The following is a 16,243-nucleotide window of genomic DNA, read 5'->3' as shown; positions in this document are numbered from 1 at the left end:
GGCTTTTGGGACTCTATCGCGACAGCAAACAACAGATTGATCAACGATGAAATTAACGATTGAACGGACGGCTTTGCTCAAATCCCTAGGACATGTGCAAAGTGTCGTCGAGCGGCGCAATACCATTCCCATTCTTTCCAATGTCAAGCTGGAGGCCCGTGACGGGCAACTGAAGCTGGACGCGACCGATATGGATCTGTTGATCGTCGATAGCGCGCCGGCCCAGGTCGTCGAGGCGGGGGCGACGACCGCGCCTGCGCACACGCTGTACGACATCGTGCGCAAGTTGCCCGACGGCGCCCAGCTGGAATTGGACGCCAGTGCCGATAACGGTCAACTGGTGCTTCGTTCGGGACGATCGCGCTTTACCTTATCGTGCTTGCCCATCGATGAATTCCCGGTGATGTCGGGCGGCGAAATGGCGCACCGTTTTCAACTTAACCCCGGCGATCTCAGGGGCTTGATCGACCGCACCCGGTTTGCGATCTCGACCGAGGAAACGCGTTATTATTTGAACGGAATTTACCTCCATGCCCTCAGCGACCAAAGTGCGCCGGTGCTGCGCGCCGTCGCCACCGATGGTCATCGCCTCGCCAGCGTCGAGGTGCCCCTGCCGACCGGTGCGGACACCATGCCTGGGGTGATCGTGCCGCGTAAGACGGTCGGCGAGCTGCGTAAGTTGATTGACGAGACCGGGGATATGATCGACGTTTCGCTGTCGGATTCGAAAATTCAATTCGCCTTCGACGGCGCGGTCCTGACGTCGAAATTGATCGACGGCCAGTTTCCCGATTACGAACGGGTGATCCCGGCGGGCAACGACAAAGAACTCGAGGTCGATTGCAAGCTGTTCGCCGACGCGGTGGATCGCGTTTCGGCGATTTCGACCGAAAAGTCGCGCGCCGTGAAGTTGTCCTTGACGCCGGGAACGCTGATTTTGGAAGCATCCAGTCCCGACTGCGGCAGTGCGCGCGAGGAGCTGGAAACCGCCTACCAGGGCGAGATTATCGAAATTGGGTTTAATTCCGCGTATTTGCTCGATATCGCTCGCCAGATCGAATCGTCCGGTTTGCGCATGTCGATGGCCGACGCGGCGTCACCGACCATTCTGCGCGAGGCCGACAACGATAGCGCGCTATACGTCCTTATGCCGATGCGTGTCTAAGGTGGGTGTGCGGGTTTCCGACGTCACAACCCAAAAAGGAGAGTGCCGCCAGGCCGGTCCATACGCCGCGCGGTTCGCGTCTCATGATGATCGAGGATAAATCCCTGCGTGTAGGTGCCGCCCATTCGCCGTCCGGCGGGGTGACTTTCGCCGCGCCCGCACATCCCGTGGGTGCGGCGACTTTCGACGGACGCACGGAACGGGGCGCCGGGGCCTCGGACGGCGGGAATACGGAAGATTTTCTTGTCGGAGCGCATCGCTTGCGTGTGACGCGCCTGACGCTGACCCGCTTTCGTGGCTACCGTCAAACGCGAATAGAGACCGATGCGCGCAGCGTCGTGCTCAGTGGGCCGAACGGGGCGGGAAAGACCAACCTGTTGGAGGCGGTATCGTTTTTGGTTCCCGGACGGGGATTGCGCCAAGCGCGTCTGAGTGATGTTGTCTTGGCCGCCCCCGGTGCGAACGGACGCGATGAGGCCACGCAAAACGGAACCTCGACCTGGGCGGTGGCGGCGCGGCTCGATACCCCTACCGGTCGTGTCGATCTGGGCACCGGTTTCGATGGCGACGGCCAGGGCGTGGAACGGCGCGTGGTGCGTATCGATGGCGAGGGCGTAAGATCGCAGGCGGCGCTATCCGAACATTTCAGCGCCCTGTGGCTGACGCCGCAAATGGATCGCTTGTTCATCGATGGCGCCGATGCGCGGCGACGGTTTCTCGATCGTTTGGTGTTCGGTTTCGATCCCGCCCATGTCGGACGGACCAACGCCTATCGCCATGCCGTGCGTGAGCGCGCGAAATTGTTGAAAGATGGCGTCGGCGACGCCCACTGGCTGAACGCCTTGGAAGAAACCATCGCCCGCCGGGCCGTCGCCATCGCGGCGGCGCGCCAGGAGATGGCGCACCGTTTGGACCAACAGTGCCGACGCGGTCGCCCGCCGTTCCCGGTTGCTCGGGTCGATCTGAACGGGTCGGTGGAACGTTGGCTCGAAGACAAGCCCGCCTTGACGGTCGAGGATCATTTGCGCCGAATTTTGCGTGACAGTCGGCCTTTCGACGCCCGCCATGGCGGCGCCGGCGGCGGACGCAAGGATATCGTGTTGCCGCATCGCGCCGATCTTGTCGTGCATCACGCGGTGAAGGGCCATCGGGCCGATATGTGTTCGACCGGCGAGCAAAAGATGTTGTTGACCGGTCTGATTCTGGCCGGGGCGCGGATGCTCGCCGCGGAACGGGGCGTGGCCCCGGTGTTGTTGTTGGACGAGGTCGCCGCCCATTTGGACGAAAACCACCGCGTGGCCTTATTCGCCGCGGTGGCCGAGGCGGGAGGCCAAGCCTGGTTTACCGGGACAGATCCTACCTTGTTCGCGCCGTTGGGCGAGGATGCGCATTTCTATCGGGTGGAAAACGCCCAATTGACGAAGATGAACTGAAGGACCGAACGAAAATCATGACCGACCAAAATCCCGAACTGGAAAATGGTGGAGCCGACGCGACCGATGCCGGCGAAAAATACGACGCCGGATCGATCAAGGTCTTGCGCGGACTGGACGCCGTGCGCAAACGTCCGGGCATGTATATCGGCGATACCGATGACGGCTCGGGGCTGCATCATATGGTTTATGAGGTTGTTGACAACGCCATCGACGAGGCGCTGGCCGGGTACTGCGATCTCGTCCGGGTGACGTTGAACGCCGACGGTTCGGTCACGGTGTCGGATAATGGCCGGGGTATTCCGGTCGGCATTCACCATGAAGAAGGCGTCTCGGCGGCCGAGGTGATCATGACCCACCTGCATGCCGGAGGGAAATTCAACCAAAATTCCTATAAGGTTTCGGGTGGGTTGCACGGGGTCGGCGTCTCGGTGGTCAACGCCCTGTCCGATTGGATGGACGTGCGCATTTTCCGCGACGGCAAGGAGCACTACGTGCGTTTCGAGCGCGGCGACACGGCCCGTTCGCTCGAAGTCGTAGGCTCCGCCCCGCTTAAGGAAAACGGCGCGCCGTACACCGGCACCGAGATTACATTCATGGCGTCGAGCGAGACCTTCACCATGACCGAGTACGACTTCGCCACACTTGAGCACCGCTTGCGCGAACTGGCGTTCCTCAATTCGGGCGTCGCCCTGCGCCTGACGGACGCGCGTCATGTCGATGAGAAAGTGGTCGATTTGCATTACGACGGCGGCTTGCAGGCCTTCGTGACGTATCTGGATCGCTCTAAGACCCCGCTGCACCAGCCGTGTATTTCGGTGAACGGCGAAAAAGACGGCATCGTCGTCGAAGTGGCGATGCAGTGGAACGACAGCTATCACGAAAGCACGTTGTGTTTCACCAACAACATTCCCCAGCGCGATGGCGGGACCCACCTTGCCGGGTTTCGCGCCGCATTGACGCGCACGATTAACGCCTACGCGACGAAAACGGGATTAACCAAGAAGGAAAAAGTCGCGATTACCGGCGACGATTCCCGCGAAGGGCTGACCTGCGTGATTTCGGTGAAGGCGCCCGATCCGAAGTTTTCCTCGCAAACCAAGGATAAGCTGGTTTCGTCCGAGGTCCGCGCGGTGGTCGAAAATGTCTTCGGCGAACAGCTGGACCGGTGGTTCGAGGAAAATCCCGGCGAGGCGAAAAAAGTCATCGGCAAGATTGTCGAGGCCGCCGCCGCGCGCGAGGCCGCACGCAAGGCGCGCGAGTTGACCCGGCGTAAGGGGGCGTTGGACATGGCCTCGCTGCCGGGCAAGCTGGCCGATTGTCAGCAGCGCGACCCGGCGCTCAGCGAACTGTTCATCGTCGAGGGCGATTCGGCCGGCGGTTCCGCCAAGCAGGGCCGCGATCGCTCCAATCAGGCGATTTTGCCGCTCAAGGGTAAAATCCTCAACGTCGAACGGGCGCGTTTCGACAAGATGCTCTCATCGGCGGAAATCGGCACCCTGATCGCCGCCATGGGCACCGGGATCGGGCGCGAGGACTTTAATCCCGATAAGTGCCGCTATCATAAAATCATCATCATGACCGACGCCGATGTCGATGGCAGTCACATTCGCACCTTGCTGTTGACGTTCTTTTACCGCCAGATGCCCGAATTGATCGAGCGGGGCTACTTGTATATCGCCCAGCCGCCGCTGTACCGCATCAAGCGCGGCAATTCCGAGGTTTATCTGAAAGACGACGACGCGCTGGAAGAATATTTGTTTAACGCCGCCCTCGGCGAAGGCACCGTTCTGACCACCGACGAAGGGGTGCAAATCGCATCGGACGATCTGCGCGCCCTGGTGTTCACCGCGCGCCGGGTCAAGAAGCTTCTGCACAACGCCGCGCGCCACGTGCCGATGGCGATGCTCGAACAGGCCGCCATTTTGGGCGCCCTCAATGTGGACATCCTCGCCGACGAAAACCGCGCGGCGGAGGTGGCCGGCGTCATGGCGAAACGCCTGGACGCCTTGGAAGATCCCTTGGAGCGAGGCTGGCGCGGCATGATCGACGATGACGGTGGAATGGTCTTTGTGCGGACCCTGCGCGGCGTGCGCCAGAGCCACGCCATTGATTCCGCGCTGGTGCGCTCCGCCGAGGCGCGCCAACTCGATCGCATGGCGTCCGAACTCCAGCGCACTTTCGCCAAGCATGGCGTTTTACAGGTCAAGGATAAGGAATATCCCGTCACCGGCCCGGTCGATCTTGTCGATACCGTGATGACCCTGGGGCGCAAGGGGATCGCCATCCAACGCTACAAAGGATTGGGCGAGATGAACCCCGAACAGTTGTGGGAAACCACCTTGGACCCCAATGCGCGGACATTGCTCCAGGTTAAGATCGAACATGTCGATAGCGCCGGGGAAATTTTTTCAACCCTCATGGGCGATCTGGTCGAGCCGCGGCGCGACTTTATCCAGGAAAACGCCCTTAAGGTCGCTAATTTGGATGTTTAGCGGACCGGATGCTTAACGGTGGGGGTGTTTGGCGGCTTTTTTGGGATCCGGCGGAAAGGTCGTTCTCGGGAGGTTCGTTCTCTAGGGTCAGGACCTCTTAAACTGATACGTCTGGCGGAGATGAATTTAAGTGTGGGTTAGGCGGAGAACACGCCGCAATGGCCCCTCATAGCAAGGGTTTTCCAACGACATCCGCGCTCAAATTCATCCCGTCCCGCAGGGATTTGAGAAAAATGCCCCAAGAGCGTCGTCGAAGACTTTTGAAAGTGAACGGCGTTTCCGGCAAGTCTTCTCCTAGGCTTGTGACATTTTTCACAAACCAGACGCACCAGATTAAGAGGTCCTGACCCTAAAGGGCCGACACGCAATTGCGTCCGGCGCGTTTGGCGTCGTAAAGGGCTTGGTCCGCCCGGTATAGGACATCTTCAAAGTTGCTGTCGGTAATCGGATTGGCTTGGGTCAGGCCGATGCTGACGGTGATCCGTATGATGCCGCCCGGACCGGAAATTTCCATTTTTTCGATCCCCTCGCGGAGCCGTTCGGCGATGGTCTCGGCTTTTTCCAGTCCTTCTTCGGGAAGGGTGACGGCGAATTCTTCCCCACCCATGCGTCCGAGGATATCTCCCGCGCGCAACAGGCGAAGACAGGTTCGTACACACTGTTTCAAGACCTCGTCTCCGACGGCGTGACCGTGGACGTCGTTGATGTTCTTAAAATGGTCAATGTCCAACATTAGCGTAGCCAGGGGACGACCGTAACGTCTGACGCGTAAATACTCCCGTTCGGACAAGTTTAGAAAAAAGCGTCGGTTGTTGGCGTTGGTCAAGGGGTCGGTATTGGCCTGATGGCGCAATTCTTCCTCAAGGGCTTTGCGATTGTGAACTTCGCGAAAAAGCAATGCAATCAGCACCGCGCCGAGCAACAGGACGCCCAGCAGCGATAGCGCCTCCTGGGTAAGCACGGTGCGACGCATGGTTTCGCCGTAGCTGCCCACCTGACTGTCCCATAGGTACGCATTCAAAAGCAGTTTGTGCACCGGCTGGTAGAGCGGGTCCACCTCGGCGCGAATGTTCTTGTATGTCGCCAAGTCGCCGGGCTTGAGCGCCATGACCAAAGGTTCGATACGCTCGATCGTGGTCATCACGTGGCGCACGGTCCCGGCTAGGCTTTTCAGACCGCGGATCGGCTTTGTGCTGTCGCCGTAGAGCAAAATGGGCAAGCGGCTCCAGAGAATTTCCATGCGCAGCACGACCTTCTCGTGGGTCGTCTCCGGGCGTTGGTAGGCATAGGCCTCCAAGGTGTAAAGGAAACGCAGATATTCGTTCTCGGCCTGGGAAATCGTCAGCAAGCTGGCGCGTATATTGTTGTTGATTTCGTTATCGACGCGCCGCGCCTTGATGTAGTTGATGACGAGCCCAACGATAAAGATAGCGATGAGGAGGAGAATGAAGCCGTATACATGCTTCTTTACGAAGGCCATCATCGCACATTGATACGCCTGAGTTGCCAAACCCAACGGTAGTCGTACTTACGCTCCTTTAGAACGGGGAAGTCGTCGCGGGGATATACGATCCACAGCGGCCCCTTGTCACGCACGGGCATGTAGGCCCCATTGTGTTTCAACGCGACGAGGGGATGAAACGCCTTGATTTCGGCCATGGGAATCTCGAAGGTATAGTCGTTGAGCGCGCTCACGCTCAACGCTTTTCCATGCGCGCCCACGGTATCGAGAAGGGTATCGAAAGAGATGCCCAAAAAATGTTGCTCGCCGGTCGTCCATGCGGTTGTCGTGGTCAGCTTTTTCAGCCCCAAGGCTTCCAGCATGGCGCGATCGAAATCCGCCCGCCCGGGCGCATTCGTTCGCGTTATGGCGCCGCTGACGCTCAAAATAATGGGTCCCGACGGACGCGGCAAGGTTGGTTGCGCCCAGGCCGAAGAACTTCCATCAGACCAAAGTAGCAACGTAGCAAATAAAATCCAGTAATACCGCTTCAGCTTCATAAGAACACGCACCCATATTTTCACAGATATTTTTTAAACCGTAAATTGACGACTTTAGAGTTCAATACACCAAGCATTCCACCACTGAATGGAGAGCCCTTTTACTCCTTTGGCGCAATAAGGTCTAGCCCTTCACTCGAACGATAAGTTCGAAAATTGAGAACATCGCCGCGTGCCCGATCGCCGCCGCGTTAACGCGATGCTAACCCACCGCGGTTCATAAGCGCAGGGTATGACAAAAAAGCCCCAACCTTCGACGCGCCAAAAGTCTGCTCCCGGACAACCGAAAGGGGGACGCGGCGCCGCGCCCCGCGCGGCGCTCGCGCGCGTGCTTTATTGGGGAGCGGTCGCCGGCGTTTGGTCGGCGATCGCCTTGTTGGCGTTGGTGGCTTACTACGCCTACGATTTGCCGGATGTCGAAACGGCGATCCAGGCGACACGCAAACCGGTGGTGCGCATTTTCGCCGCCGACGGTAGTGAGTTGGCGCGGCGCGGCGACAAATATGGCGCTCCGGTGCATCTGAGGGATCTGCCGCCGTCCCTACCCCAGGCGGTCATCGCCACCGAGGATCGCCGGTTTTATTCCCATTTTGGTATTGATCCGGTCGGACTGGCGCGGGCGGTGGTGCATGATATCATGGCCGGCGGCATCGTTCAGGGTGGCAGCACAATTACCCAGCAGGCGGCGAAAAACCTATTTCTGACCCGCCGGCGCACGCTGAAACGCAAGGTCCAGGAACTTTTGCTGGCGCTTTGGCTGGAGCACAAATTCACCAAGGATCAAATCCTCACCATTTACTTAAACCGGGTTTATTTCGGCAATGGGGCCTATGGCGTGGATGCGGCGGCGCGAACTTATTTCGGCGTTTCCGCCAACGATCTTGACCTGTATCAATCGGCGTTGATCGCGGGCCTCCTCAAGGCGCCCTCGCGCTACAATCCGTTCAACGACCCGATCCTCGCGCGCAAAAGGACGGCGCGGGTTTTGGCCAACATGGTGGCGGCGGGCTATTTGAGCCGCGAGGATGCGCGCCACGCCATCGACACGGCCCCCCGATTTCGCGTCAAGCCTCCGGAACGTCGCCTCGGGCGGTATTTTTCCGATTGGGTCTTTTCGCAGGTCGGCGCTTACGTGACGGTGGATCGGGACATCGACGTGTTGACGACGTTGGATCCAAAATTGCAAAACGTGGCGCGGCGGGACGTTGACAAGCTGTTCTCCGCTCGCGGCGCGGCGCGGCGGGCGGGCGCCTCGCAAACCGCCCTGGTGACGCTGTCGCCCGACGGCGCGGTGCGCGCCATGATCGGTGGGGTGGACTATACACGGTCACAATTCAACCGCGTTACCCAAGCGAAAAGGCAGCCGGGATCGGCTTTCAAGGTGTTTGTCTATCTGGCGGCGCTGCAAGAGGGACTTAGGCCCGATACGGTCATGCGTGACGGCCCGGTGACGATCGACGGTTGGTCGCCGAAAAATTTTGGCAAAACCTATCGTGGCGACATGACCTTGCGGGACGCGCTGGCGGAATCGGTCAACACGATCGCCGTTAAGTTGTCGGAAAAAATCGGGCGCGACAAGGTGCGCGCCCTCGCCCGCCGCCTTGGGGTGACCTCTCCTCTGGTCGCCACGCCGGCCCTGGCGTTGGGGGTTAGCGATATGACGGTGCTCGAATTGACGGCGGCGTACGGCGCTCTGGTCAACCAGGGCGCGGGGGTATGGCCGTTCGCGATATCACAAATTCGCGATCGCGATGGGCGGATTTTGTACCGTCGATCGGGTGACGGGTCGGGGCGGGTGCTCGATCCGCGCACGGTGCGCGAAATGAACGCAATGCTGTCTCGGGTGATCGAGATAGGCACCGCGAGAAACGCCAAGATCGATCGCCCCGCTGCGGGCAAGACGGGCACTTCGCAGGATTATCGCGACGCTTGGTTTATCGGCTATACCGCCGATTACGTCACCGGGGTTTGGATGGGAAACGATGACGGACGGGCGATGCGGCGCGTCACCGGCGGTGGTTTGCCCGCGCGATTGTGGCATGACGTCATGCTTGCGGGGGAAAGTGATTTGCCCGCGCGGCCTCTTCCCGCGCCGCCGGACCGTTACCTGTCGGGTGAAAAATCGCCATCGACCGGTTTCGATTTGCCGGGGGCGATCAAGGGATTGTTCAATAGGCTCTTTGGGGGCGGGACCTCGCGATAGGACCGGCGCGCGCCGACCCCGCGTCAGGCGTTTAGCTTAGCGATGGTCGAGGTTGTCGAGTGGCCGGGTTTGATCTGTGCAAGGACCACCCGGCCGCCGTACGCGCGCACGATATCGGCGCCGACCACCGTCTCCAAGGTATAATCAGCGCCCTTGACCAGCACATCGGGACGCAAGGCTTCGATCAAGGTTAGCGGCGTGTCTTCGGAAAAAATGACGACCGCGTCGATCATCCCTAAGGATGCCAGGACCATGGCGCGCTCCATCTCCGATTGCACCGGACGCGACGGTCCTTTCAGGCGTTTGACCGAGGCGTCGGAGTTAAGCCCGATCACCAGTTTATCACAGGCCTTGCGCGCTTGGGAAAGCAGGGAAAGATGGCCCGGATGCAGCAAGTCGAAGCATCCGTTGGTAAAGCCGATTTTAAAGCCCGAGCGTCGCCATGCCCTGATACGGTCGTCGGCCGAAGACAGGGTCATGATCTTACCTTCGCCGAGGTGGGTGTCGTAGCGGTGATGTTCGGCGACGACGTCGGCGGGATAGGCGACCGCGGTGCCGACCTTGCCGACAACCACTCCGGCGGCGATGTTGGCGAGGGCGGCGGCGGTCTCCATCGCCGCGCCGCCTCCCAGCGCGCAGGCCATCGCGGCGACCACGGTATCGCCGGCCCCGGAAACGTCGAAGACTTCGCGTGCGCGCGCCTTGAGGTGGTGGGCCGGGCCGTCTTTGAGAACCAGAGTCATGCCCTCCGCCGAGCGGGTCGCCAGCACGCTGGCGATGTCGGCGATTTCCATCAAGTGACGGGCGGCGCGCACGACCGCATCGTCGCCCTCGACGGCCATTGCGCTGGCTTCGGCCAGTTCTTTCAAGTTGGGCGTGATCATCGTCGCGCCGCGATAGCGCGTGTAATCTCGCCCCTTGGGATCGATGATCACGGTTTTACGCTCGGCCAAGGCGCTGCTGATAACGGCGTCGAGGACGGCCGGGCTGAGCGCCCCCTTACCGTAGTCGGAAAGAACGACGACATCGCAATTGGCCAAGGCGTGGCGGGTGCCGGCGATTATCTTGCGTTCGGTCTCGGCGCTCAAGGGCGCGATGGTTTCTTGATCGGCGCGCAACATTTGCTGAGTGGTGGCCAGAAAACGGGTTTTGATGGAGGTTTGCCGCGCGCCGTCACGCACCAAAGCGATGCATTGCGGCGACAGCGCTTCAAGCATGGCGTGGACTTCGGCTCCGGCGCTATCCTCGCCAATGACGCCGATGCAACTGGCCGCGCCGCCCAGGGCGCGAATATTGCGCGCGACGTTGCCCATGCCCCCGAGCATGGTTTCCTCATGGGTCACGCGCAGCACCGGGATCGGCGCTTCGGGGGAGATCCGCTCTACCGCGCCATGAACGAAACGATCAAGCATGATGTCGCCTAGGCAAAGTACTCGCGCCGAGGCGAAGGTGTCCAGGGTGTCGAGTAGGGGCGCGGGCGTATCCATGAGGCCTCTATATCCGTGATGCAAAAAACCAATTTTTCGATCCGGCACGGTATCACTTCCGGGCGGACTTTCAAAGAGGCCCCGGCGGCGTGGCGTCATGGAGCCAAAAAGCGCATTACGTGTGTATGAAGGTGCGGCGTTCGCCGTATAACACGACGGCGGTCAGTACGCCCGACGCCCAAGCGCGGGTGTCGATTCCGATACGGTGGGGGAAAATTTGCGGCTGTTCGGCGGTGGTATGGCCGTGCACGACGATGACGCCCAGATCGCCGTCGTGATCGAGAAAGGGGGTTCTGATCCAGATCAGGTCGGCCTCACGTTGGGCCGAAAGGGGCAGGGCGGGATTGATCCCGGCATGGACGAAGACGTAATCGCCTTCGCGGTGGGTCAATTCCAGGGCGCGCAAAAAGGCGAGATGTCTGCGGGGCATCCGCGCGCGTAGGAGGTCGCGCAAGGCCCCTTCGCCGTCTGCGTAATGTGCGCCTCCCATGGCGCGATCGATCGCGGCGGTGCTTTCGGGACTATCGCCGGCGTAGGCGCGCACCGTGTCCAAACCGCCGTTGACAAGCCAGGGACAACCCTGGGCGCTATCCAGGAAATCGAGAAGCATCGCCTCGTGGTTGCCCTTCAGGAAAACGCATTCGAAATCCGTGGAGCCAAGGGTGGACAACCGTTCGATAACGCCCCGGCTGTCGGGTCCGCGATCGACGTAATCGCCTAGAAAAATCAGGATATTTTTTGCCGCCGGGCCGTTTTGGATATCGGCGCGGATGCGCATGAGCAAGGTGTCGAGTAAATCGAGGCGACCGTGAATGTCGCCAATGGCGTATACGCGACGGCCCGGCGGCGCGGCGGCGCGAGGAACGTCCGCGGTTGAGGGGCGAGAGGCGCAGTTCATAACCTCGCCTCTAGGATCGGAAGATCAACGAAGAAGGTCGCGCCCTCGCCGGGTGGGGAAATAAAGGAAATGCGCCCGTCATGCTTTTCGACAATGGACTTGGAGATATGCAACCCCAGGCCGGTGCCGCTGCCGCTGCGGGTGTCCGATGCATCGGCCTGCGTAAACCGGTCGAAGACCAGGGGCTGAAATTCGGGAGGAATACCGGTCCCGTGATCGGAGACGCTCAATCGGGCGATATTGTTCCGACGGACCAACGTAATACCGACGACACCGCCCCGAGGGGAAAATTTCACGGCATTGGATAGGAGATTGGCGATCACCTGCTGCAAACGGGATTGGTCGGCGCGAACCAAAAGGTCGTCGGCGATCGCGCCGGGTTTATAGGTAACGCCGTACGCGTCGGCGAATCCGGAATTCTCGCGAATTCCCTGATGAACGAGGTCTGCGAAATTAAGAGGATGTTTGTCGAAGACCATTTGCCCTGAAGCCAATTTTTCCATGTCGAGGATATCGTTCACCAGGAGGATCAGACGTTCGGTGTTTTTAAGCGCGAGGTCAATAAGCTCGGAAGATTTCTGTGGAGAAATTTTGGACGTCTTCCCGCTCAGCAAACCGAGCGATCCCTTGATCGACGTTAGGGGCGTTCGCAATTCGTGGCTGATGGTGGAAATGAATTCGTCCTTGATGCGATCGACTTCCTTGCGTTCCGTGATATCGCGCAGGACGCCGACGAAAAGGCACTCGCCCTCGATGTTCATTTCCGCGATGCTCAGTTCGATCGGAAACGCCGCGCCGTCGCGCCGGAGGGCCTGAACCTCGGAAAATGCGCCGATATAGTCGCCGCCGTCGCTTTCGTCGTCGTCGTGCTGTTTACCTTGTGCGTACGTCGCCGCCAGTTGAGACACGTTGGTGATGTGGGCGATTTCTGGAATCAGCGACGATATCGACATTCCGGCCAAGTTCTCGGGCCGATAGCCGAAACTTTCGAGGGCGGCGGCGTTGGCCGATTTGATCGCGCCCGCCTCGTCGATGATGATGACCCCATCCAAAACGGTGTCAAAGACGGCGCGTGCGCTCTCTTCGCTGCGTGAAAGTTCCCGCGTTCTTTCGGCAACCAGCCGTTCGGTGCGCGCCGTGTGGCCGGTTAAGACCAAAAGCAAAATCAAGAACAGGCCGACGAACATAAGCCCGCCGTTCAGCCCAAGCCACGATTGCCACGGGCGGTGTTTTTCGAGAAAACCCGCGGCGGGCGTGAAATTGAGTTCCCAGTGGCGGTCCGCGACTTGAAAGGGGATGTGGATCGTCCATGAGGCTTCGGGCGACGAAGGGTCCGGTAATGCGGTGGGATCGCCGTACAGCAATTCGGCGCTTTTGGGCGCGGAAAGGTCCTTGACGATTAGGACGGTGTCGCTTTCGTCGTGATTGTCGAGCACGCCGTTAAAAATATCCTTGATGCGAAAAACACCCAAAACGAAGCCGCTCAGGAGTCGGCGACGTTCGGTGATGCTGGTCGGCGTGACGCCCATGTCATAGAGGGGATGCAGCAGAAGAAGGCCGGTTGTTTTCGAATTTCCCTGGATCAGATTAATACGTCCGGTAGCGATCATTCGCCCTTCGTCGCGGGCTTTGTTTAATGCGGTTAGGCGATTGTGATTGGAACCCAAGTCGAAGCCCAGCGCGCGTTCGTTGCTTATGTGGGGGTCAACGTAGGTCACCGGATAGTATACCGGTCGGATTTTCGCCGGGACGATACGCCCGGAAGGGTCGCGTTCGGTAATCCTGAAATTGGGCGCCCTGAGTTGTCGCTGTTGGCGAATAAAAGAGGCGCGCTGTGCGCCGGGAACTTTCGCGACCCATTCCAGGGCCTGAATTGAAGGGTGGTTTTTTAAGGCGTAGGCGGTGAATGTGCTGAACTCGGCGGGCGATATCGCGCCGGAACTGGCGTAGAAACGCTCCAGCGACGCGACCGTTTCATGCGGTATTTTCATGCTTTCGGACAGCGCCGTTGCGATTTGCAGGGATTTGTCGTGAAAGTTGAATTGGATTTGTTCGGATTCCCATCCGCGAATTTGGATAAAGAGCATCAATAGCGCAAAAAGAGAAATGGCGACGGGCAATGCCACGGTGGTACGGCGTTTCGACCAGATGTCGCGTGGCGGCGCCATGAAAATAAAAATCAACGGGGTGGTGATGAGCACCCCGAAAGTATCGCCTAACCACCACGACCACCAGCCTTCAATGGCGGCGCCGGAAGCCAGCGCTCCGACGCCGTGCAGGACAATGACGCCGACGGTGGCGGAGATCAAACAGCTTAAGGGGCCGCCCAGGCCGAGAAATTTGAAAATATCCGCAGCTTCGTCCAGGTCCAGCGGCTTGAGGATGTAGCGTTTTATCATGGCGCCGCCGGCCAGCGCCTGGAGGGTCGCTCCGATAGCGATGCCGACGGCGGCCAATCCGACATGAAGGTCGTTGATGTCGAGGCGGGAAAGAAGGACGACGTTGCCGAGGAACGATCCTAGGAAAATACCGGGCCACAGCGTGTAGCCTCGCAACAAAATGGCGGCCAGGGCGATCCCCGACGCCGGGAAGACGGCGGTGACGTAGCCTGGGGAAATCGCGAAATGGCGACCTAAAATACAGGCGCCGAAATAGGTCGCCGCCAATATGGCGATTTCGACCGTAAATTTTCCGGAGGGGCTTTTTTTAAACACGTTTTTTCATGCCCGATATTTTTCATTAAAGATTATCTCGGCATATGTATTTTCTATTTTTGGAGCGCCGGCAGTTTTCAAGTAAATAATCAAGTACAAATGTTCCATAAACGTGCCGAAAATTCGAGTGGATCGCATCCGACGTTTCGCGCCCGCGAACCACCGGACCGGCCACGACCTAGCTTTTTGTTGTGGGTTGGTTTTTTCACGCATTTGCGTCCAATGGCATCGGACACAAATGCTAAACGCAAACCACTAGGGCGGATATTCAACAAATAGGGCGTGGTTGTTTTATCGACAAGTGACAATCTTCGGTTATCCCGCCGTGTCGCCGTCTCGGCGGGTGGGCGCCGTGGGGCATTTTTAAACTTCGCTTAAAGGCTTGTGCGGTATAGCCTTAAGGTGGTGTGGTCACGGGGGTAGTGGGCCGCGGGTGCGCGCCAAAGCGCGCGGAAAGAAGTAACGCACGACCGGCGTCAAGCCATAGTCAACACGAATCATCGCCAACACGGAAGAGAGCATATCGGGAGTCATGGCCCAATACAAAGTACCGTCGCCGCCGCAATCTGCGCCAACCACAGATCCGGCCGCGGCGTCGAAAGAAAAAGCCCTGCTCGATTTTCTTCGGCGGACCGAAAGCAATCGCAGTGGCTATTATGCGGTCTTGATGCATATGTCGGACCTGAATTCGACCAATCGTCAAGCGCACTTTCTGCGCATTGCGGCCCGTTCCCTAAACACCCTGTCGAGCCAGCCCGATGTCTCGATGTTTGAATTCGCCAATGGCGACATCGCCCTGTTGTGTCATGAAGTCCCGGTGGACGACGTCGATCAGAATGTCTTCAAGGTCCGCGCTCTGTTCGCCGAGGATCCTTTAATCCAGGGTGTGGACGGTTCCGACGAGGACCGTTTTTCGTCTTGGTTCGACCTGACCCAGGACGAGGATTATCGCCAATTCATCGCGATCGCGGTTGAGCAGGTGGATTTTGCGTTGAAAAAGGCCAGCGAACGCGAAGACGCCGCCTCCAACACGCGCGCCGCCCGCGCCATGCGCGGCGTGGCCCTGGAACCGGCGATGTTGGCGGATATCACGCAAAAACTGCGTGAAGTTCGGATCGCCGATATTATCGGCCATCAGCCGGCGGTGCGAATCAACCTTAAAGGCAAGGGAGAGTTGTTGTTCCGCGAGCAGTTCGTCGTTATGCACGATCTGCAGGAACGCATCGCTCCCGGGGTCAATTTATTTGCCAGTCATTGGCTGTTCCAATATCTCAGCGAGACCATAGATGTGCGGATACTGGAAACGTCGTCACGCCATCCATTCGACGACGTCGCCGACCCGATCAGCGTCAATTTGAACATTTCAACGGTGATGTCGCGGTCGTTTCAGGCGTTTCATGACCAGGTTCGCGATTATGCGAGTAAGATCGTCGTCGAAATTCAGGTGATTGATATTTTTTCCGATATGGGGGGCTATTTCTATGCCCGCGATTGGCTGCGTGAACGCGGATATCGGGTTTTGATCGATGGGTTGAACCCCTTGTCGGTGCATTTTTTCGATCCTACCGTCCTTGGCGCCGATTTTTTGAAGATCGGCTGGGGCGCGGAAATGCGCGGCGGCATCGGTCATGAACAGAGCCGCTTTTTGCGCGACGTCGTTTCGCGGGGGGACGGCGGCGACGTCATTTTGACGCGCGTCGATTCCGATAAGGGCGTGCAGTGGGGCCTGGGCATGGGGATTCGATGTTTTCAGGGTTATTATATTGATAAGATCGTCACCGCGATGGCGGCCAAGGGATTGATTTGATGATTTCGAAAACGTCTGCGCGACATCCCGTCGGAGTGGA

At 59.1% G+C, this 16,243-nt stretch carries 10 protein-coding genes; 5 read left to right on the top strand and 5 right to left on the bottom strand.

The window, feature by feature from the left end; all coding sequences use genetic code 11:
- The first annotated feature begins 46 nt into the window (after window positions 1-46).
- The 3 genes from dnaN to gyrB all read left to right on the top strand — a co-directional run bounded on the left by dnaN (window position 47) and on the right by gyrB (window position 5,093).
- Window positions 47-1,165 (top strand): DNA polymerase III subunit beta, encoded by a 1,119-nt coding sequence (gene dnaN, locus P3M64_RS07970; protein WP_132937835.1) that lies wholly within the window; start codon window positions 47-49, stop codon window positions 1,163-1,165.
- 83 nt (window positions 1,166-1,248) lie between these two features.
- The gene (gene recF, locus P3M64_RS07965) at window positions 1,249-2,598 is read left to right on the top strand and encodes a DNA replication/repair protein RecF (RefSeq protein ID WP_243644681.1); all 1,350 of its coding nucleotides are present in this window, start codon (window positions 1,249-1,251) and stop codon (window positions 2,596-2,598) included.
- Window positions 2,599-2,615: 17 nt separating this feature from the next.
- A complete protein-coding gene (gene gyrB / locus P3M64_RS07960) occupies window positions 2,616-5,093 on the top strand; it encodes a DNA topoisomerase (ATP-hydrolyzing) subunit B (RefSeq protein ID WP_132937836.1) in 2,478 nt (825 codons plus the stop codon).
- A gap of 349 nt (window positions 5,094-5,442) precedes the next feature.
- Here gyrB and P3M64_RS07955 read toward each other — a convergent pair whose 3' ends face one another.
- Window positions 5,443-6,576 carry a GGDEF domain-containing protein gene (locus tag P3M64_RS07955; RefSeq protein ID WP_132937837.1) on the bottom strand — a complete coding sequence of 378 codons (1,134 nt, stop codon included), beginning with the start codon at window positions 6,574-6,576 and terminating at the stop codon, window positions 5,443-5,445.
- Window positions 6,573-6,980 carry an oxidoreductase gene (locus P3M64_RS07950; protein WP_165886209.1) on the bottom strand — a complete coding sequence of 136 codons (408 nt, stop codon included), beginning with the start codon at window positions 6,978-6,980 and terminating at the stop codon, window positions 6,573-6,575. The genes P3M64_RS07955 and P3M64_RS07950 overlap by 4 nt, the downstream gene beginning before the upstream one ends.
- Before the next feature lie 442 nt (window positions 6,981-7,422).
- Between P3M64_RS07950 and P3M64_RS07945 the strand changes: the two genes are divergently transcribed.
- Window positions 7,423-9,297, top strand: a complete 1,875-nt coding sequence (locus P3M64_RS07945; RefSeq protein ID WP_165886210.1) for a transglycosylase domain-containing protein — start codon at window positions 7,423-7,425, stop codon at window positions 9,295-9,297.
- A 23-nt stretch (window positions 9,298-9,320) separates the two neighbouring features.
- Here the strand turns inward: P3M64_RS07945 and rfaE1 are convergent, their stop codons facing one another.
- From rfaE1 to P3M64_RS07930, 3 genes are all read right to left on the bottom strand, one after another.
- Window positions 9,321-10,784 carry a D-glycero-beta-D-manno-heptose-7-phosphate kinase gene (gene rfaE1, locus P3M64_RS07940; RefSeq protein WP_132937840.1) on the bottom strand — a complete coding sequence of 488 codons (1,464 nt, stop codon included), beginning with the start codon at window positions 10,782-10,784 and terminating at the stop codon, window positions 9,321-9,323.
- A gap of 115 nt (window positions 10,785-10,899) precedes the next feature.
- Entirely contained in the window at window positions 10,900-11,682 is a 783-nt protein-coding gene (locus tag P3M64_RS07935) for a metallophosphoesterase family protein (protein ID WP_132937841.1), read from the bottom strand.
- Window positions 11,679-14,396 (bottom strand): CHASE domain-containing protein, encoded by a 2,718-nt coding sequence (locus P3M64_RS07930; RefSeq protein ID WP_132937842.1) that lies wholly within the window; start codon window positions 14,394-14,396, stop codon window positions 11,679-11,681. Before P3M64_RS07930 ends, P3M64_RS07935 begins: the two co-directional genes overlap by 4 nt.
- A 532-nt stretch (window positions 14,397-14,928) precedes the next feature.
- Here P3M64_RS07930 and P3M64_RS07925 point away from each other — a divergent pair.
- Window positions 14,929-16,203 (top strand): EAL domain-containing protein, encoded by a 1,275-nt coding sequence (locus P3M64_RS07925; protein WP_132937843.1) that lies wholly within the window; start codon window positions 14,929-14,931, stop codon window positions 16,201-16,203.
- The last annotated feature ends 40 nt before the right edge of the window (window positions 16,204-16,243 follow it).

Origin of the sequence: Varunaivibrio sulfuroxidans (genome assembly GCF_029318635.1) — a bacterium.
Taxonomy (GTDB): Bacteria; Pseudomonadota; Alphaproteobacteria; order Rhodospirillales; family Magnetovibrionaceae; genus Varunaivibrio; species Varunaivibrio sulfuroxidans.
The sequence above is the reverse complement of the archived record's forward strand: the minus strand, read 5'-3'. Positions and strand labels throughout refer to the sequence as shown.